General features: G+C 57.0%; 17 protein-coding genes. 9 read left to right on the top strand and 8 right to left on the bottom strand.

The features are described from left to right. Window positions 1-203 precede the first annotated feature (203 nt). The 3 genes from NA78x_RS20060 to NA78x_RS20050 all read left to right on the top strand — a co-directional run bounded on the left by NA78x_RS20060 (window position 204) and on the right by NA78x_RS20050 (window position 3,029). Entirely contained in the window at window positions 204-1,055 is an 852-nt protein-coding gene (locus NA78x_RS20060) for a hypothetical protein (protein ID WP_425614154.1), read from the top strand. A gap of 701 nt (window positions 1,056-1,756) precedes the next feature. Continuing rightward, entirely contained in the window at window positions 1,757-2,251 is a 495-nt protein-coding gene (locus NA78x_RS20055) for a hypothetical protein (protein WP_425614153.1), read from the top strand. 307 nt (window positions 2,252-2,558) lie between these two features. Then, window positions 2,559-3,029, top strand: a complete 471-nt coding sequence (locus NA78x_RS20050; protein ID WP_425614152.1) for an SMI1/KNR4 family protein — start codon at window positions 2,559-2,561, stop codon at window positions 3,027-3,029. Window positions 3,030-3,907: 878 nt separating this feature from the next. Here the strand turns inward: NA78x_RS20050 and NA78x_RS20045 are convergent. Next, the gene (locus tag NA78x_RS20045) at window positions 3,908-4,711 is read right to left on the bottom strand and encodes a sialate O-acetylesterase (RefSeq protein ID WP_425614151.1); all 804 of its coding nucleotides are present in this window, start codon (window positions 4,709-4,711) and stop codon (window positions 3,908-3,910) included. A 198-nt stretch (window positions 4,712-4,909) separates the two neighbouring features. Here NA78x_RS20045 and NA78x_RS20040 point away from each other — a divergent pair, with 198 nt between their 5' ends. Further along, window positions 4,910-5,167 carry an EF-hand domain-containing protein gene (locus tag NA78x_RS20040; RefSeq protein WP_425614150.1) on the top strand — a complete coding sequence of 86 codons (258 nt, stop codon included), beginning with the start codon at window positions 4,910-4,912 and terminating at the stop codon, window positions 5,165-5,167. A gap of 23 nt (window positions 5,168-5,190) precedes the next feature. Here the strand turns inward: NA78x_RS20040 and NA78x_RS20035 are convergent, their stop codons facing one another. After that, window positions 5,191-6,288 carry a catalase family protein gene (locus NA78x_RS20035; RefSeq protein WP_425614149.1) on the bottom strand — a complete coding sequence of 366 codons (1,098 nt, stop codon included), beginning with the start codon at window positions 6,286-6,288 and terminating at the stop codon, window positions 5,191-5,193. Between the two features lie 477 nt (window positions 6,289-6,765). On the opposite strand from NA78x_RS20035, the gene NA78x_RS20030 reads away from it, so the two are divergent. The 5 genes from NA78x_RS20030 (at window position 6,766) to NA78x_RS20010 (ending at window position 11,757) form a co-directional block, all read left to right on the top strand. After that, window positions 6,766-7,824: a DUF1559 domain-containing protein gene (locus NA78x_RS20030; protein WP_425614148.1), complete on the top strand. Its 1,059-nt coding sequence runs from the start codon at window positions 6,766-6,768 to the stop codon at window positions 7,822-7,824. Between the two features lie 189 nt (window positions 7,825-8,013). Next, a complete protein-coding gene (locus NA78x_RS20025; protein WP_425614147.1) occupies window positions 8,014-8,472 on the top strand; it encodes a carboxypeptidase-like regulatory domain-containing protein in 459 nt (152 codons plus the stop codon). 1,313 nt (window positions 8,473-9,785) lie between these two features. Then, window positions 9,786-10,259 (top strand): VOC family protein, encoded by a 474-nt coding sequence (locus NA78x_RS20020; protein WP_425614146.1) that lies wholly within the window; start codon window positions 9,786-9,788, stop codon window positions 10,257-10,259. 115 nt (window positions 10,260-10,374) lie between these two features. Continuing rightward, window positions 10,375-11,118 (top strand): MIP/aquaporin family protein, encoded by a 744-nt coding sequence (locus tag NA78x_RS20015; RefSeq protein ID WP_425614145.1) that lies wholly within the window; start codon window positions 10,375-10,377, stop codon window positions 11,116-11,118. Window positions 11,119-11,121: 3 nt separating this feature from the next. Continuing rightward, on the top strand, window positions 11,122-11,757 hold the full coding sequence (locus NA78x_RS20010; RefSeq protein ID WP_425614144.1) for a Uma2 family endonuclease: 636 nt from the start codon (window positions 11,122-11,124) through the stop codon (window positions 11,755-11,757). A gap of 3 nt (window positions 11,758-11,760) precedes the next feature. On the opposite strand, the gene NA78x_RS20005 is transcribed toward NA78x_RS20010, so the two are convergent. From NA78x_RS20005 to NA78x_RS19980, 6 genes are all read right to left on the bottom strand, one after another. Next, window positions 11,761-13,239: an aldehyde dehydrogenase family protein gene (locus NA78x_RS20005; RefSeq protein WP_425614143.1), complete on the bottom strand. Its 1,479-nt coding sequence runs from the start codon at window positions 13,237-13,239 to the stop codon at window positions 11,761-11,763. Window positions 13,240-13,467: 228 nt separating this feature from the next. Further along, window positions 13,468-15,093: a flotillin family protein gene (locus NA78x_RS20000; RefSeq protein WP_425614142.1), complete on the bottom strand. Its 1,626-nt coding sequence runs from the start codon at window positions 15,091-15,093 to the stop codon at window positions 13,468-13,470. A gap of 122 nt (window positions 15,094-15,215) precedes the next feature. Continuing rightward, complete coding sequence (locus tag NA78x_RS19995; protein WP_425614141.1) at window positions 15,216-15,878, bottom strand: NfeD family protein; 663 nt, start codon at window positions 15,876-15,878, stop codon at window positions 15,216-15,218. Window positions 15,879-16,062: 184 nt separating this feature from the next. Continuing rightward, window positions 16,063-16,524 carry a type II toxin-antitoxin system VapC family toxin gene (locus NA78x_RS19990; RefSeq protein WP_425614140.1) on the bottom strand — a complete coding sequence of 154 codons (462 nt, stop codon included), beginning with the start codon at window positions 16,522-16,524 and terminating at the stop codon, window positions 16,063-16,065. After that, window positions 16,524-16,778: a hypothetical protein gene (locus NA78x_RS19985; protein ID WP_425614139.1), complete on the bottom strand. Its 255-nt coding sequence runs from the start codon at window positions 16,776-16,778 to the stop codon at window positions 16,524-16,526. The genes NA78x_RS19990 and NA78x_RS19985 overlap by 1 nt, the downstream gene beginning before the upstream one ends. 58 nt (window positions 16,779-16,836) lie before the next feature. Continuing rightward, a complete protein-coding gene (locus NA78x_RS19980) occupies window positions 16,837-18,363 on the bottom strand; it encodes a sulfatase family protein (protein WP_425614138.1) in 1,527 nt (508 codons plus the stop codon). Window positions 18,364-18,431 lie beyond the last annotated feature (68 nt).

Genomic DNA, 18,431 nt, shown 5'->3' with positions numbered 1-18,431 from the left:
CGCCGCAGGATTTTGGTTCGGCTCGCACTTGATTTTACAAAGCATCACAATATCGGACGCCAACGGAGATCAAACCTACTCAAGTGATCCTATGCACCAAGTGTTGCGGCCTGTGGGGATTAGTCAAGGGCACTTAGACAACATTACTATAGTAAACAGATTTGCGCAATGGAATTCTCAGGATAGCTGGGGGTTTAGCTAGGATGAGTCAAACAGGCGCAATCGGCAAACGGGCTGTCACTACAAAAAGCACACTGGCCAATATACACCAGCGCGAATCTCCGTTAAGTAGACTAAAAATGACATTCTCGATCCGCGCATTATTGCTCTTGATGGTTGTCGCAGCTCTTGTAGCCTTTTGTATCAGCGAGCGACTGAGATTTCATCGTGACTTGCTGTCAGCTGAGCGGGAGCTCAAGGAAAATGGATGCAGCCTCGAACTCTATGAGCAATCTTCACTTGAATTTCCCTCATGGATTGGGCTGCCCACCGCTCATCCTGCACTTGCCAGGATTGACTGCGGAGCAATGAGCGACTTTCGGGCAATTGAGGAGTTGCGCTCGCTGAGGACGGTGATCGTGGACTGCAAAGGCGGAGCGTGCAACGCGATGATGCCAAGATCTACGTCAGCTCAATATATATTTTTAAAAGAACTGCCGCCTTCAGCTGTCGAATCGATGAGAGGCTGGAGAAATGTGCGAAGGATTGCACTTTCGCGAGAACAAGTTGACGTTGATTTCGCAAGGGAACTTGTAAGTATTTTTTCTGGCATAGAGGAGCTTGACTGTTCGCGGACTAAAATGGATGATAATGTCGCACTTTGTCTCTTAAGATTGCCGATCCTGCATTCCTTTGATGTGTCGTTAACTCAGGTGTCAGATGCTATAATCGAGAAACTGATTGCATCGACTCGATTGAGACGAGTGGATCTCTCCGGGTCCCTCGTATCATCAACGTGTGTTGATCGCCTGCGGCAGCTGCGCCCAGAATTAGAGGTGGTTCACACTTCTAATGGCGACTGGCAATTGGAGAATGATTTTTTGATTGCGGAATGAGCATGGGTTACAACGCCGGGTGCCACTGGCTTCGCCAGTGCCTGACCGGCTCGAATGGGTAGCTGGATCGAAGGCGGCTGGAGATTTGCCATTTTGCCAAGACGTTGCCCTGTGCAAAGAGGCAAGAGGTTCTCTTCCGCTGGGAGGCAACCCAGCGAGAGCCAATCTGCACTGGCCGAGCCAGTGGCACCTGGCGCGGTGTTGGCATGCGTGGTCATTCGCCATCTCTGGGTGGCATGGGTTTTACCCATGTCTGCTGGCAATTCTCGTGTGACGTCGAGTGCCAGTTTTGGTGGAGCTCAAACTGTTCTGGGGTAACGCAGGACTGCAGTTGCTGGTGAAATCGAGTTGAGTTTTGCCTCGGCTGGCGAGGATCCTTACCTCAGAAGACCAAGGAGGACATGGGTAGAACCCATGCCACCCGCCGCTCGGCCCAATGCAGGTAACTCCGTTCGGTGCTCAATGCCAAATGCTTGGCGCGTAACTTGTGACGCATTCGCTCCAACAGCTTCGGGCCGGGCTTGACTGGAGTCGTTTCTGTGGCCACCGAACACCTCCCGCTCCGTCGCAAGCTTGGAAGATTCTGAAGGAAATGATTGACATCTATTTCCCGTTCGACAGAATAAAACTCCTGTTATCAAGAATCAAGCCTCGTGGCGATTCTGTAGAATAAGAAGTTATTTGCCGGAGGCGAGCCGCTTGTGAATGACGTCCGCGAGGTCACGATAGCCGCGAAAGATGATGTCTTTGACGATCTGTTCAAAGCCTCTGCGCGGATCGCGAAGTTCAAAGGCGAACAGGCAGAGGCGGATTACGTGCGGAGGGACGAGGAGCTTCGCAAGCGAATCGTGGCGGTGGCGGATCGCTTGTATGAGCCCAGCTACGTGGAGAAGCATCTGGAAATCGGCTGGGACTGGTGGCCGGATCACACGCGGCATCTGGAGGCGTCGATCGACAGCTTTTCACAGGCATTCCTCGATGAGCTGCGGGCGCTGTTGATAGATGTTTACAAAGACTGGCGGATTCAGGTCGTCGTCTATGCCGATCCGCTCGACGGTCAGACCTTGGTGGGCTCGATCGCAATCTGGGCGGATAGGTTGCTAATTGACCGCGCTCTCTACGCTCTGTTGAAGTGGCGCGGCGTCGATTTGCGGTGTGCGGCCAAACCGGTGTGGCGGCAGTCGGCCGGCACATAACCAGCCATTGGAGCGGACCGGGCGGGCGTCGCGGTCCCTGTGATTTGAGACGTGGTCGTGCGCCGGGTGCCACTGGCTTCGCCAGTGAATGACCGGCTCGAATGGGTAGCTGGATCGAAGGCGGCTGGAGATTTGCCATTTTGCCAAGAGGTTGTCCTGTGCAAAAAGGCAAGAGGTTCTCTTCTGCTGGGAGGCAACCCGGCGATGGCCAATCTGCACTGGCCGAGCCAGTGGCACCTGGCGGGGACTTAGTTACGAAAAGCTGCTGCACCATCGAGCGAGAGAAAGTGCGTTTGGAAAGAGTTCAATGCTCACTTCGAGAAAGCTAGTTGACCGAATTGTTGCCGCCGGGTTGGCGAAACATCAACCCATTTGCGGCGCATTCGAGGTAGAGATAGCTTCGCTGGAAACCACGCTTGGGGTTGCCTTGCCGGAAGACTACCGCTCGTTCTTGAAGGCCGTGGGGCACAGCGCGGGAGCTTTTTGGGACGATGTCGATTTTCGAGTCAAACAGCTCGTCGAATTGCAAAGTCGTGCGAAGGAGATGGTGGCAAACTGGGAAGATGGCAAGTTGCCCATTCCCAACAATGCTTTTGTATTTGCAATGAGACAGGGGGAACAGTTTATGTTTTTTGAAACTGGCACTCCTCTTGTTGAGCTTCCAATCTACTTCTACTTCGAGGGAAGAGGCGCATTCAGCATTTGCGGGACTTCATTTTGGGATGTGATTGAGGCTGAACTCAATTGCTTCGAAAGTTCTGTTCGGGATCTTCAGTAGCGGAGTTGAGCGGTCCGGGCACTTTGGCCGGACGGTGTCACACCGAATTATTGTTACAATTTGTTGACTTAGTGTCAAGGACATTTTAAGGTTTATGGGAGCGAGTGGCGGAGTCGGGCAAGGCCAGCGTCGCGCGCCTGACTGCAACTCAGCGAGGTCGTCAGGTACGGAGTTCCTGGACCTACTGCCCCAGTATTTGGTTAACCCACGCGGTTGCGCGGGAGAAGTGTGGACTGACTTGATTGCCAGTTCAACGGCCGCAAGCGGCTCGGTTAACCGAGGAGGGGCAGTCTGAGCCACCCGTTTAGGGCCTGTTCAGGCTAGGGAGCGCACAGGGGGCAGGAGTGGTTATCAAACGGTTATCGGGAAACGGGTGATTTTGGGGAGGTTCTGATTGCAATGGCTTGAAGCAGAACTGGTTAGGGCGAGGAAGCGGATGCGATTTTTCGCGCAAAAAGTTATCAAGACGGGCTGTCAGAAGCGCTGAACAGGGACTGTTCAGCGAGGCAAGTTCGGGAGGATTGCCGCGACGTCAGAAGAGAATGGAGAGGCCGGGGGAAGGCAGACCAGGAGGTCTGCCGCCACGAAGACTGGACCCCCTGTTTAGGGCCTGTTCAGGCTGCGGAGTGAACAGGGGCAGGAGTGGTTATCAAATGGTTATCAGGAAACGGGTGATTTTGGGTCGGTTGTGATCGCAATAGTTTGGAGCAGAACGGGTTAGAGCGAGGCGTTGGTTTCGATTTTTCGCGCAAAAAGTTATCAAAAATGGAATGCCGAGAGGGATGCGGAGGACTGTTCAGCGGAGGGGAAACCCGGCGGGGCAGGGCCGGCAGTTGGTCGAAGCGCCGGGACATCGCCGAGTACCGCTTGTTGCCGGCTTACTTGGCAAGCTTGAGGTAGGCCTCGGCGTACCGCTTGCCGAACTCGCGCAGGCCGGCGGAGTCGAAGTGGACTTTGTCCCCTTTGTGCTTCAGGCCGTCGGAGGGAACGAAGGCGCTGTTGGTGACGTGCTTGGGAAGCTCGCGATGGGCCTGGTCGACCAGCTTGCGGTTGTCGTCCCAAGGAACCTCGTCGAACTGACCAAGCTGACCCACGAGAAACGGCACGTCAGCATTCAGCTCTTTACGAAAGGCAGCCACGAGCGACTGTAGTTTTTCAGCATAGGCAGGAGCAGCCTTGGCGGAGCAATCGGACTCGCCTTGGTGCCAGAGCATACCCTTGAGCACGCCCTTCTCTTGCGCCAGCTTGGCACGACGGATGGCATCGTCCCAGGGATGGCTGTTGGTTGGCTTGTAGAGAACTCCCGGCTTCCACGAGTCGATGGGCGAGCCGCCGACGGCACAGGGAATCAGGCCGATGGTGACGTCCGGATTTGCTTCGGCAATCAACTTGCCAAAAGTCTTGCCGAGGCCGACACCAGCGGCCGACTTGTCGAAGTGAAGTGGATCGACGGCGGGGACCCAGTCGCCCTCTTTGTTGAGCATCAACACGCGAGGCGCGGGCTGCTTGTCTTCGGCTTCGACCTTGCCGCGACCCGCCATGTTTGACTGCCCCACAAGCAGGAAGAGATGAAACTTCTCCTTGGCCGGCAGTGGAACGGCATCTGCAGCGATCGTCGACGACGACCAGCCGAGAAGAAATGCGACCAGCATGGTGGCCAAGTGGTTTGTGCGATTCTTCATATCCGCCCTTCGGTAAATAAGTGATGATCGATGCCTGGGAGCCGCTATTGTGCCGCCAAAGTGGGGCCGTTGCCATTAGTGCGAGGGCAAACTCCAGAAAATCGATTGGGCGGCGCATAATTCGCCGTTTCGTGCATCTTGTTGGTAACGGGTTCTGATCGACTCGCAACTTTCTTGTCACTTTTGAGGATCGTTCGCATGAAGAAGTTACTGGCTCTGTTGGTGGTGTTTGGTCTTTGCGCGCCTGTCATGGCTCAAGAAAAGAAGGCTGAACCAGCCGAGCAATTTAAGAAGCTCGATACGAACAGCGATGGCAAACTGACCAAGGAAGAATTCCTGGGCAAGCGCAAGGGCGAGAAAGCCACGAAGGCCGAAGAGACCTTCAAGAAGAAGGACAAGGACGGCGACGGCTCGCTGACGCTGGAAGAATTCACCGGCAAGAAGAAGGCCAAGTAGTTTTTGGCCCAGCCAAAAACCGCTTAGGGCGATTCGCTCGCCGGATGTTCGCTCGCTGTCTGGCGTCGCCAGGCAGCAGAGATGGGATAGACTTCGCGCCTCAGGCGGTTGATGCCCCCTAGTGGTCGGTGCGCCGCGACTGCGTGCCACACATCGAACATCAGCTGATCGCAGGTCGCGCGTTGCTCAGCCGTCGCGATTTCCTGACGGGGCAATAATAGCAACGCCACCGTGCGATAGTGCGATTCGCTCTCCGGCCATTCCACCATCGCATCTTCGATGGGCATCTTCTCGGCTGAGGTTCGCAGCTGAATTTGAAATTCGAACAGCAGGTACTGAGATCGCAGCGTTTCTTCGAGCATCCAGCGAAACGCATCGGCTTGCTGGCCGAGTTGATTCACGAGTTCGAGAATGGAGCCAGCAATCTCGCAGGCGGGCCGCACGCGATACTTGGCGACGTAATCGCCAAAGCGGATCGGCGCCATGCTGAAGTAAGTCAAACTGGCGGGATGGGCGGGCAACTTGCTGGCGATTTGGGCAGCCGTGAGTGCTTCGCGCCAGTGCCAATTCAGCGGGTTCCAATCGCCACCCGTCAACGCATCTTTGAGCGTCGCCAGCTTGTTGTCGCCGGTGTCGGCGATGGTCTGCTGAATGCGCAAGTAGTCCTTCACATTGCGGGCAATGAAGACCGGATGATTGACCATGACGAAGTCTTGCGTCGCGGTGCTCGCTTGCGCGCCAGTGCCACTTTCCGCGGTGAGCGATTCGCCTCCGACGTCCAAAACCTTCACGGCCAGACCACGACCATCGGGCACATAGTCAGGCTGGGGCGAACTGGCCGCATTCGAGAACCGCACCACCGCCTCGAAAGTCTGCTCGCGAGCAAAGATGCCCTGGGCCAGTTCCGCTGGCAAGTTCGGCAGCACTTGCATCGTCCCGAGTGCGCAGCCGTGCGACTTCAAATGGACATCGCGCCGCCGTTGACCACTCTTTTGAAACGTCTGCTCCAGCACCCGCTGCATCGCCGCAATCGTCAGCCGAATATCTTCCGACTCGTCAGCGGGAATCGTTTCGACAGCATCTGCATACAACAAAGGTTGTTGCTCGTTCGTCGTTGCCATGGGTGCCTCGCGGAAAGATCGACTGCGATGTCATCCTGCGTATGGGCCTAATCATACCAAGCGGAACAAAGGCGAACGTGAAGTGGAGTGATCCCCTTTTTGCCAGGTTCATTCACCGTCTGCGCTCGCTTTCCTGCTGCCGATGTTGCACAGAGCGCTATCGGGCGCTGCGCAAGAATCTCGGTCCCTAATCTTTCTTATGAGGGATATTGATACGCTGGCATACGACTTTCGTTGCAGCTTTTTCGTTCCCCCACCAGCCAGCTGGGATGCATGGGTGCGACAAATTGGCGGGCTAAAGGCATCTAGTAAGCCATAGTCCACCCTTATGGGTGTTATGAAGGGCAGCAAAAGGTTCGTGTTCTAATTATTTTTCTTGACACTTCCGAGCTGGACTGGAAAACTGCGAATTGTCGCATCGCGCCGACGAAAAACTCTGGTTTTTTTTCATTTATTTCTCACTGTACGAGGTCAAACGTGACTCCCCTCATGTTTCGAGATCGCGTTCGTGCCAGGGGGTTCACCCTGGTCGAACTGTTGGTTGTCATTGCCATTATTGGCGTCTTGGTCGCCCTGTTGCTTCCTGCGGTGCAGGCCGCGCGCGAAGCGGCTCGTCGCATCCAGTGCAGCAACCATCACAAGCAACTTGGCATCGCGCTCCACAATCATCACGACACTTATGGCTACTTGCCGTTCCGCGAGGGTCGCTTCACCGCGTACCCCAGCAGCTATCAAGGGCGCAAGAGCGGGTTCATCACCCTACTCCCTTTCATGGAACAGAAGCCGCTCCACGATTTGGTCATGACTCAACAGGTGATTGGCGCCACGACCTACGCCCCTGGTGGTCCGGAACCGTGGAACGGCTCTTATACTCCCTGGCAAAACACGGTGAAGAGTTGGACTTGTCCCTCCGACGCGTTCACCACGACGGGTGGCATCGGCAAAACGAACTACATGCTGTGCAGCGGCGACTCGATCGGCCAGAACAACGCCGACAATCAAAGCCGTGGCATGTTTGGTCGCACGAACACCGACAAGGGCTTCCGCCTGGCCGACGTGACGGACGGACTGAGCAACACGATTGCCGTCTCTGAACGGCGTAAGGGAATCAGCAGCGTGAAGTCGACGCTGACGGCCCACCAGGGGGGCGAATGGTTCTTGACGCCCAATGGCTGCCTCTCGCAGTACAACACCACCACCAAGACCTGGGCGATCTCGACGACCGGCGCTTGGGCGGGTGTGCGCTGGGGCGATGGCGGCATGGGCTTTCATGGTCTGACCACGAATGCTCCGCCGAACTCGGTCTCTTGTGCTTGGAACGCCCACGATGCTCAGAACGGCCTGTATCCGCCCAGCAGCTATCACCCGGGCGGCGTGAATGCGGCGATGGGAGACGGCTCGGTACGGTTTATCACGCAAAACATCAACTGCGGCGACCTGAACGCCGACGGGAAGAACCCCACGGGCCTGAGCCCCTACGGCGTCTTCGGCGCTCTGGGCAGCCGCTCGGGCTCTGAGAGCCTGCAGCTCGACTAAGGTTTGCTTCCGTCGGTCCTGTCGTGTTGAAGCCGGCGAATCGCCTTCGCCGGCCTGCTTGCTGAGTGGTCGCACTTTCTTGTCGCGCCACGCATCATTGCGCGACAAGCGAGACAGCCTGCCAACAGGCTCGCCTGGCCTGCGATTTTCAGAATCTCCATCTCCGCAACTTCTTCTGGAGTCTCTTTCTTGTCTTCGAAAATATTGTCTTTGCAAATCCTCGCCGTTGTCCTTTCGAGTGTGGTTTTGTCTCTGGTGGGCTGCACTGGTGGCGGGCCTGCCGGCCCCGAACAACTCCCCACGGTGCCAGCAGCCGGAACGGTGACGTACCAAGGAAGTCCGATCGCCAACGCGGACGTCTCCTTCCAGCATTCGGAAGGCAAAGTCACAGCCACCGCCAAGACCGGGAGCGACGGTCGCTTCGCGCTGAAGTCGTATGGCGAAAAGGAAGGCGCTCCGGCCGGCAAGTACACGCTGACGGTTTCCGTGAGCGGCGCGCAAGAGATCGAGCCGGGAGTCCTCGCGCCGGAACCGCCCGGCGGGTTCAAATCGCCCATTCCCGCCAAGTTCGGCAGCACCACCACGAGTGGTCTGTCGCTGGAAATTCCCCCCGCGGGCTCGACCGATTTGAAGGTGGAACTGAAATAACGCGACGTGCGCCTCAAGCAATGCGAGGGATTCGTTAGGCTGAATTTCGACAGCATCCCCTTACAACAGCGGTGGATGCTAGTTCGTCGTTGCCATACCAAGCTGGCCGCGGAATTCGTTCGACTTGACTACGGGCGTCACGCTCGCCTGTTCAGGTAACCCGAAGCGTGAGCGAGGAGAGTGCTCTTCGCCGCACGGAAGTGTCGTCGTGGCCAGACCATTCGTTTCTGCCCTCGAACATCGCACGAACGATTTGTAAACGAACCCCCGGGGAGTTCAGTTCAAGACTTCCACAGCGCGCTCCTCGCTCACGCTTCGGGTTTCCTCAATCCAATTGCGGAATCGCGGTGAGTCGTGCCCGCAGAGTTGATCTTGGCCGATTGCGGATGGCCCGTCACGCTCACCGACGACGAACTGCTGGCTCGACTGTTGGAATTGAATCTGGCGAGGAGCGGGGCTAGAGGCTAGAGAGGAAGGGGCCAGGGTAATGCGATTCTGTTCAGGGGTTGTTGTGCAAGGAGGTCCATAATAAACACTTGACAATAACTAACGACATTGCGATAATGTCGGGATTATATCGGGCGGCTTGGCGGGATGCAAGCGCGGCGACTCTGCACGAAGGCGTTGCGATTCGACGTAAGTCGAAACGTGTGGAACAGGCGGGTGTTCACAAACCGGTGGGGTTTTTGAACACGCAGGCGCGCCAAAGCCGAGAGATGTTGCAGGTCGTGTTTACAAACCGGGCCGGTTTGTGAACACAGTTTTTCTGGTGAGGCAACGCGATTGAAGACTTACGTCCGAAAAGCAAGGCAGCCGGTTTTGTGGGAAGCAGCGAGTTGGCTTTAACGGTTCTTGGACAAAAGGGAGTGGTGGCAAAAACGGGTGACTTGTTGCAAGTCGTCATTTCCGCGGTGCTTGCGGCGTAAGGCAAGAACTGGCAGCTGTCCAAAAACGGACGAACTCATCGTTGATTCGAGTTGTCCGGCAAGGTGAGGGATCTTCACGAGCAGAATCCCCACAAGCGAGCAGTTCCGAGCGGAGGCAGGCAATTGGCAAGGTGCGATGGAGCTTTGGATTTTTCAACAAAGAGGAACATTGAGACAGCAGCAGTTGGGCCGGAAACGATTGCAGTTGAACCAGTTAGGAGCAGAGACGGCAAAAGGGGGGTGTTGAAGAATCGAGCGAGCAGCAGGCACGCAGATTTTTTGGCCGATGTCGATTCGCCGGACGGGCGAACGACTATTCTGCAATTCCAGCAGGTGGCTGCTCGCAGCGGCTGCCGTCATTTACTGCCACTGATAGGAGTCTGAACGATGCCCAAAGCAGCCACTAAGCGAATTGCCGACGGAATGCACACCGTAACGCCGCACCTGGTCGTCGATGGAGCGGCCAACGCGATTGAGTTCTACAAGAAGGCCTTTGGTGCCGTTGAAGAAATGCGGATGCCGGGGCCAAATGGTCGCCTGATGCATGCCTGCGTGCGGATTGGCGATTCGAAGGTTTTTCTGGTCGACGAAAACACCGAGTGGGGCTGCCTGGGGCCGAAGTTGCTTAAGGGGACGCCGGTCACGATTCATCTCTCGGTCGAAGATGCCGACAAGCTATTCGCCCAAGCAGTGGCCGCCGGTGCGACCGTGGTGATGCCGATAAACGATGCCTTTTGGGGCGATCGTTACGGCATTGTCGCCGACCCGTTTGGCCATAGCTGGTCGATCGCCCATCACCAGTACGATCTGACGCCCGAAGAGATGATGCAGAACATGGCCAAGGCTTGCGGGCCACAGTAACGACGCAGCGGCGAGCGCGCTGTACGAACCTGACGAAGCATCGTATGCTGTGACACGCGCGGGCTACCTGGCGATGGTTGCCCGCTCACACTCATCTGCTTTTCAGGAGCCTGCTGTGCCTCTCTCGATCTCTCCGGCCGTCATCGGCGAGTTTGCCGGAACGGCGACATTGATATTGCTGGGCGATGGTGTCGTCGGCGGCGTGTTGCTGAATCGGTCGAAAGCCCACAACGCGGGGTGGATCGTGATCACCGCCGGTTGGGCCTTTGCCGTGACCTGCGGCATCTTTGTCTCGAAGGCAATCGGTGGCCCGGGAGCACTCAACCCGGTCGGTCCCATTGCCGATCTCGTGCTGAAGCAGACGCCCGTCGCCGAAACATTGCCTCTCATCGCCGCACAGTTGCTTGGCGCGTTTGTGGGCGCGGTGCTGGTGTGGCTGCACTACCTGCCGCATTGGTCGGTGACCAAAGAACAGGATCTTAAGCTGGCCGTCTTCTGCACGGGGCCCGCGATTCGCAGTCCGCTGTCGAACGTCCTCGGCGAGTTCATCGGGACGTTTGCACTGGTCTTCATTGCCTCTTCCGTAGGCAAAGTGACGAACACCGGGACGGGCCTGACCGTTGTCGGCGGCCTCGAACCGCCACTGATCGGACTCGTCGTGTGGGCCATTGGTCTTAGCCTGGGTGGTACGACTGGCTATGCGATTAACCCCGCGCGCGACTTCAGCCCACGGCTGGCCCACGCGCTGCTGCCGATTGCCGGCAAAGGCACCTCTGATTGGGGCTACGCGTGGATTCCGATCGTCGGGCCGATTCTGGGTGGGTTGGCGGGAGCGTGGGTGTTTAGGATGGTGGGTTAGGTGATGCAGCTTCAATCTACCTTGTTCGATCCCAAGAGCGAGAATAAGCTAAACCCAATGACAGCCATTCAGCGATTTAATCTCGTCTCGGTCGACGACTATCTGGCGGGAGAGCTTAATTCTCCGGTCAAGCACGAATATCTGGGTGGCGTCGTGTATGCGATGGCCGGAGCGAAGAATGCTCACAATCGCATCGCCACAAATATTGTCGGCCTGCTGCATGCCAAGCTGCGAAAGAAGTCTTGCCAGCCCTTTAACTCCGACACGAAGATCCGGATAAGACTGCCTACGCACGTTCGCTTTTACTATCCGGATGCTTCGGTTATTTGCCATCCGAATCCGCCGGACGATTCCTTCCAGGACGAACCAGTCGTTTTGTTTGAAGTCATCTCCGATGCGACCAGACGGACCGACGAAGGTGAGAAGAAAGATGCCTACTTAACTCTGCAGTCCCTGAGTCTATACGCAATAGTCGAGCAAGAGACGGGACTGGTTATCGTTCATCGTCGCACCAACCAAGGATTTCATCGCGAAGTCTACAGTGGTCTTGAGCAGTCCATTCCGCTGCCAGAAATCGAAGCCGAACTGGCCCTCGCAGAAATCTACGAGGGCGTCAGCATTTCGAATAGTGCTGAGTAGGTTTTACCCCATCGCAACCGTGACGGTCTTGTGCTCGAGGTAACCCTTGAGCCCTTCTTCGCCCAGTTCGCGACCTTGGCCGCTGAACTTGAAGCCGCCAAAGGGTGCGGCGGCATCGAAGACGTCGTAGCAGTTCACCCAGACGGTGCCCGCTCGAAGCTTATGGGCGAGGGCATGAGCTTTCTGAATGTCGCGAGTCCAAACAGCTGCCGCGAGACCGTAGGGAGTGTTGTTGGCGCGAGCGGCGATCTCGTCGATCGTCTTAAACTTGAGCACCGACATTACCGGTCCAAAGATTTCTTCCTGAGCGATCTTCATGTTGTCCTGCACGCCGGTGAAGAGCGTGGGCTCGACATAGAAGCCGCGATCGCCGTGACGCTTGCCGCCCGTGAGACACTGAGCCCCTTCGTTTTTGCCGCTCTCGATGTAGCCGAGGATCTTGTCGAATTGTTCCTTGTCGACTTGCGGGCCTTGCTCCGTCGCGGGGTCGAGCGGATCGCCCAGCTTGCGAATCTTGTTCATCGAGACGATTTGGTCGACGAACTTGTCGTGAATCTTTTCTTGCACAAACAGGCGGCTGCCGGCACAGCAGCATTGCCCCTGATTGAAGTACAAGCCGAAGTGTGCTCCGGCAATCGCGGCATCGAGATCGGCGTCGTCAAACACAATGTTCGGGCTCTTGCCGCCCAGTTCGAGCGTGACGCGCTTCATCGAGTCCGCAGCTTCGCGCATGATGATCTTGCCGACTTCGGTTGAGCCGGTGAAGGCCACCTTGTCGATCATGGGATGCTTAAGAATCGCCCCGCCTGCCGTGGGGCCATAGCCGGGAACGACGTTGATCACACCATCGGGAATGCCGGCCTTCTGTGCGAGACGGGCCATACGCAGGCAAGAGAGTGGCGTCTGCTCGGCAGGCTTCATGACGATTGTGCAGCCGGCGGCGAGAGCCGGTCCCCACTTCCACGCCGTCATCAGCATGGGGAAGTTCCACGGAATGATTTGCCCGACGACTCCCACAGGCTCTTTGCGCGTGTAGCAAAAGTAGTTGCCGCGGATTGGAATGGTGCTGCCGTGAATCTTGTCGGCGTAGCCCGCGTAGTAGCGCAGGCAATCGATCGTTAGCGGCAGGTCGGCATGGCGAGCATCGCGGAAAGGCTTGCCGTTATCGAGCGATTCCAGCGCGGCCAGTTCGTCGATTTCGGCTTCCAGCAGATCGGCCAGCTTGTACATCAGCCGGCCACGATCGCGGGCGTCCATCTTGCTCCATGGACCCGAGTCGAACGCCTTGCGGGCAGCCTTCGCGGCCAGATCGATATCGGCCGCATCACCCTCGGCGACATCGGCGATCAGTTCTTCGGTCGCCGGATTGTACGTGGCAAAGGTCTTACCGCTTTGAGCGGGAATCCATTGGCCATCGATGAAACACGTCGTCTGCTGAATCTTGGGACGTGGGATTTTGACGGGGGCGGTCGCAGTAGCCATGACGTGTGAGCTCCGAGGGAGAAGGAGGGCGTGCGGAGACGTGAGTTGGTCTTGCTCCTTCTATTCTAGGCGACCGCGCGCGTCCGGTGGCAATCTGGACCTTCTCTAATCGAAGAATAACTCCGTCTCTAACTTGATCCCCTTTGTCTTGGCGAAGGGGACAGCCTGTGGGTGTCCCTCGACATTCGGATTGTGCGCTTCGCCGGCATTCGACTGCGACAGCGGTGATTACGCCTTCGCTGGTTTCGCGGGGGCGTCGCCATTGCGAGAGACGACGGGATCGACGACCGACGGTGTGTCGGTGCCGAGTTTGACGAGCGATTCGGGCAGCTCGACGCCGCCGATATCGCGCATCACTTGCATCATCGGCGGGAGGCTGCGGGCCATGCCGCTCAGGAAATCAGCAGTGCTGCTGCGACCGTTGCCGCCGCCACCTTCCCACACCACGACCTTGTCGAACTTGATGTTCGAGATCGCCTTGGCCGAGGCTTCAGCCAGATTGTCGAGGTGTTCGAGCATGAGCATCTGAAAGGCCTGGTTCGAGCCACCGCAAGCCGCGACGATCTGCTTGAGACCTTCGCCCTTCTTGGCCAGCATTTCGTACTGACCGCGAGCTTCAGCTTCGAGCTTGAGGAAGATTGCATCGGCTTCAGCCTTGGCTTCAATCATCCGCTTTTCGGCAATCGCTTCGGCATCGACGATCTGCTTGGCCTTTTGGGCCTTGGCAGGCGCTTCGAGCTTGGCACGTTGTTCGGCTTCGACCCGTTCGGCCTCGGCTAGAGCCGCCTTGGCCATGGCGCGGTTCTGAATCTCCAACACGTGAGCTTCGGCTTCCTTGCGGCGGCCTTCACCTTTCTCGTAGGCTTCGGCTTTGCGAATTGCCAGTTCGGCAGCGGAGGCAGCTACGCGGGCGGCGGAGCTATTTTCGCCGTCGATGGCGCTGGCATCGGCTTCGGCCACTTGAATACGCATGTGTCGCTCGGCGTCTTTCACCGAAGCTTCGCGTTCGAAGGCGGCTTGCTTCTCACCGACCGCCTGATCTTTTTCTAGGGCAGCAACGCGGACCAGCTGATCGCGCTGAGCTTCGCGAGTACCGATGGCTTGCTCTTTGCGAGCATTCGAGACCTGAATCGACTTATCGCGTTCGGCGGCGGCGACGCGGGTTTCACCCATCTTTTCGTTGTCGGCGACGTCACCACGAGCCTGTTGAATGGCGAGCGATGCAGCCTTCTGACCGATGGCGTCGATGTAGCCCGACTCGTCGGTGATGTCGGTGATATTCACGTTGATCAGCGTGAGGCCGATCTTGGACAGTTCTGGCTCGAGCGAATGCATCACGTGTTCGAGAAACTTATCGCGGTCGCGGTTGATTTCTTCGATCCCCATCGAAGCGATCACTTGCCGCAATTGACCGAAGATCATTTCTTCGGCTTGCTTGCGGACTTCTTGCACGGTGAGCCCGAGCAAACGGATCGCGGCGTTCTGCATCACATCGGGCCTGGTGTCGATGGCCACGGTGAACACACTGGGGACGTTCACGCGGATGTTTTCAGACGACAATGCGCCGCGGAGTGGCACTTCGATCTGGATCGGTTCCAGGCTCAGGTACGCGTAGTCTTGCACCAGGGGCCACACGAAGGCAGCGCCGCCGTGAATGGTCTTGCTGGCCTGGCCACCCTTGCCGGTGCGACCATAGATGACGAGCACCCGGTTGCTGGGGCAGCGTTTGAACTGCTTGACCAGCATGATGATCGTGCTGAAGAAAATGATCGTCAGAAAGACGAAGCCGATTCCGACCACACCGAGCGTGGTGGTGATATCGGCCAGCGGGACTTGTAGTAGGTTCAGTGACATCGCGATTCTCCGTCGAAATTCCGTCGTTCGATATTTCGAGACTGGCAAGCGCACGCCTAGCCCGCGAGGATGAAACGCATCCTTTCGCGGCTAGCGGCAGCAGTGACGTATAGGCAAAACGGTCAGGCCGAATGAACTTCAGCGGACCGAGTTGGAGTAGAGGTAGGCAGGGGAGCAACTTCGAGGACGTCGCCGGCGACACGAATCACGCGAACCTTGGTGCCCGTTGCCAGACGTTCGGTTCCTTCAGTCACGGCGGCGTATTCCATCAACCGGTTTTGCAGCCGCAGCTGGATCTTGCCCGCTCGCGACTTGCTGCCTGGAATGGGAACGTAGACCGTTCCTTCCTGGCCGATGGCTCGCTGGATGCGGACAGTGCCGTCCTCCCCCAAGCGACCGATTAACTTCATGATCCAGTGTACCCCATACATAGCGCCTAGGCCGCAAATCACGGCGATGCCGAGCTGCGAAGCGAGATTTAAACCGCCTTCGTGAGCGGCCAAGCCTCCCAACCCGAAAAACGTGCTCGCGGCGACGAGCGTGCGGAACGAGATGACGCCAAACAGCCAATTCGAAACATGGGCTTCGCCGGCATGGCCATGGTCGTGGCCGATATCGCCGCCATGATCGGCACTCACGTCGTGGCCGCCAAAATCGCCACCATGCTCCACCGACAGATCGTCCGGCAGATCATGACCGCCGCTCAAGCCTACCAATGTGAGCACGAACTGGCAGATGAGAACGGTGCCACCGACGACGGCAAAGAACAAAAACAGGGCTGTCATGGCTTAAACTCCCGCGAACGGGTACACCCGCGAATTACGGGCTGAAACGATAAGTTGCTTTGGCAGTAGTTCGCACCTGCCAAGCAATTATTGCCGCAAATGGCGCGAATCGCGAGTGAATTCGGCGGGAAGAACGATGCGGAAACGCTTGTTGGAAGGATCGATATCCTGATTATCACGGTGATTATGCAGGTGGCGAGTAAGTTCGCGGATCGAGAATCTTCAGCGGTGGACCAAACGCAGCGAGACGCGTGAAGTGCCCAACATTGAACGTCAGCAGTTGATCGATTTGGTGAGCGTGGCAGACAGCAACCAGTCGGGCGTCATGGACCTGCTTGCCAATAACGCCAGCATTGGTAACGAGTGACTTCCAGGCGGTAAAGATCGTGGGTATCTCGGAAAGGAAATGAAATGTGCGCTCAAAATCCTCGCTCATCAAATCTGCGTGGTGTGCGCTCATCCCCAAACCGTTAACAGAGGTCGGTCGCGTGGCCACGTTGCGAAATTCGATCAAGTTCTGTGCCGTAATACACGAGCGTTCGCCTTGCCGATGGATCTTGACCAGCACGGCATTCGTTATCGCATGATCGACGTCCACGTTGTTCGCTAAACGGCAAAGTACGCTTGTATCCAGCAAAACGCTCATTAGTCGTAATAATTCTCGCTGGTTAACCATTCACGAGGTGGGGAGAAACCGAGATCCTTGCCGATGGAAAACAGTCGTCGTTCCCATTCATCCTGCGGTTCCATCCGCTGAGCATTCGGAGCAAGCACCGGCGACGTCTTTGCCGGGAATCGCTCCTGTAGCGCAGCAATCGCTAGTTGCTCGGGAGTGACACCCAGCTTGCTGGCTTCTTCTGCCAGGGTGGCTTGCAACTGCGGAGTAAGTTGAATAACCATGATTACCCTTGTTCAAAACGACGTTCGCCACGTCACCTAATTAGACCTTGCTCTGCATCTAGGGCTTGGGCGTTAGCTCGTCAAATTCGGCTACTTTGCCGTCGTCTTTGTATTGCTTGCGCAGTTCTTCGAGCTGGCGTTTGAGATCGGCGACGATCTGTTCGTAAGCGGGATCCATGTAGCGGGACTGCATCTCGCTCGGGTCTTTTTCGAGATCGTAGAGCTCCCATTCGTTGATCGTGTAGAAGTGGATCAGCTTGTGCTTTTCAGTCCGGACGCCGTAATGCGGATGCACATGGTGAGGCTGCGGAAACTCGTAATAGTGGTAATAGACACTCTTGCGCCAATCGCTGGGCGTCTTTCCCTGCAGCACGGGAACCATGCTGCGGCCCTGCATATCGGCAGGGATAGGAAGACCGGCGATCTCTAAAAACGTCTCGGGGAAATCGAGATTCATCACCATGTCTTTGTTCACGGTACCGGGCTGGATCTTGCCCGGCCAACGAACGAGCAGCGGTGTGCGGAACGACTCTTCGTACATCCAACGCTTGTCGTACCAGCCATGTTCGCCGAGATACCAGCCTTGATCGGAGGTGTAGATGACGAGCGTGTTTTTGGCGAGGCCGGTGTCGTCCAGATACTTCAGCACGCGACCGACGTTTTCGTCCACGGCATCGACGCAGCGCAAATAGTCCTTCACATAGCGTTGGTAGTTCCAGCGAGTGAGATCGTCACCCTGCAGATTCGCTTCCGCGAATTTCTTATTCTCCTCGGCATAGGCCTTGGTCAGTGCTTCGCGTTGTTCGGGGTTCAGACCTTGCTGCGGCCCCAGTTTGAGATCGTTGGGAGTCAGATGCTTGGCGATGCTCATCTGGTTTTCGCGTGCTGGCGTGCCACGACCCTTGTAGTCGTCAAACAGATTCGCTGGCTCGGGAATCGTGACGTCTTTGTACTTATCCAGGTACCGCGGTGCCGGTTGCCAGTTGCGATGCGGGGCCTTGTGCTGATACATCAGCAAAAAAGGCTTGCTCTTGTCGCGCGTCTTGTCGAGCCACTCGACGGCCTGGTCGGTGATGATGTCGGTCGTGTAGCCGGTGTGCTTGACCACGCCAGCGGCGGTTTTCATCGCGGGGTTGTAGTACGGTCCTTGTCCCTGAAGGACGCTCCAGTGGTCGAAGCCCGTCGGGTCGGTGACGAGGTGCCATTTACCAATCATGGCCGTCGTATAACCACCCGCTTGCAGCAGTTTCGCCACGGTTTGCTGACCGCCGTTAAAACGGACCGAGTTAGTCGTGAAGCCATTCAGGTGGTTGTACTTGCCGGTGAGGATCACCGCGCGGCTCGGACCACAGATGCTATTGGTCACGAAGCAGCGATCGAACCGCATTCCTTCCTTTGCCAGGCGATCGATGTTAGGCGTTTGGTTCACCTTGCTGCCGTAAGCGCTGATGGCCTGATAGGCATGATCGTCCGACATGATGAACAGAATGTTTGGACGCTCCGCCTTCTCCTGCGCTAGGACAAACGAACTTGCACCGAGCAGGCAGAGAAAAGCAAGCAAACAAAGGTGGGCTAGCAAACGCATGGCGAGAGGCGCTTTCTGGCAGCAAGACAGGTGAGGGGTTGTGTCCGAAGGCAATCGCATTGTCGCTA

It is taken from the genome of Anatilimnocola aquadivae (assembly GCF_049819085.1).
Taxonomy (GTDB): domain Bacteria; phylum Planctomycetota; class Planctomycetia; order Pirellulales; family Pirellulaceae; genus Anatilimnocola.
Note: the sequence above shows the minus strand (reverse complement) of the source record. Positions and strands in the feature narration are given on the sequence as shown.

What these genes read in the sequence shown, in the direction of transcription:
- NA78x_RS20000 (WP_425614142.1), bottom strand. Translation starts at nt 15,093, where the DNA reads ATGTCACTGAACCTACTACAAGTCCCGCTGGCCGATATCACCACCACG.
- NA78x_RS19990 (WP_425614140.1), bottom strand. Translation starts at nt 16,524, where the DNA reads ATGAGCGTTTTGCTGGATACAAGCGTACTTTGCCGTTTAGCGAACAAC.
- NA78x_RS20020 (WP_425614146.1), top strand. Translation starts at nt 9,786, where the DNA reads ATGCCCAAAGCAGCCACTAAGCGAATTGCCGACGGAATGCACACCGTA.
- NA78x_RS20045 (WP_425614151.1), bottom strand. Translation starts at nt 4,711, where the DNA reads ATGAAGAATCGCACAAACCACTTGGCCACCATGCTGGTCGCATTTCTT.
- NA78x_RS19995 (WP_425614141.1), bottom strand. Translation starts at nt 15,878, where the DNA reads ATGACAGCCCTGTTTTTGTTCTTTGCCGTCGTCGGTGGCACCGTTCTC.
- NA78x_RS20040 (WP_425614150.1), top strand. Translation starts at nt 4,910, where the DNA reads ATGAAGAAGTTACTGGCTCTGTTGGTGGTGTTTGGTCTTTGCGCGCCT.
- NA78x_RS20050 (WP_425614152.1), top strand. Translation starts at nt 2,559, where the DNA reads ATGCTCACTTCGAGAAAGCTAGTTGACCGAATTGTTGCCGCCGGGTTG.
- NA78x_RS20010 (WP_425614144.1), top strand. Translation starts at nt 11,122, where the DNA reads ATGCAGCTTCAATCTACCTTGTTCGATCCCAAGAGCGAGAATAAGCTA.
- NA78x_RS19985 (WP_425614139.1), bottom strand. Translation starts at nt 16,778, where the DNA reads ATGGTTATTCAACTTACTCCGCAGTTGCAAGCCACCCTGGCAGAAGAA.
- NA78x_RS20005 (WP_425614143.1), bottom strand. Translation starts at nt 13,239, where the DNA reads ATGGCTACTGCGACCGCCCCCGTCAAAATCCCACGTCCCAAGATTCAG.
- NA78x_RS19980 (WP_425614138.1), bottom strand. Translation starts at nt 18,363, where the DNA reads ATGCGTTTGCTAGCCCACCTTTGTTTGCTTGCTTTTCTCTGCCTGCTC.
- NA78x_RS20035 (WP_425614149.1), bottom strand. Translation starts at nt 6,288, where the DNA reads ATGGCAACGACGAACGAGCAACAACCTTTGTTGTATGCAGATGCTGTC.
- NA78x_RS20060 (WP_425614154.1), top strand. Translation starts at nt 204, where the DNA reads ATGAGTCAAACAGGCGCAATCGGCAAACGGGCTGTCACTACAAAAAGC.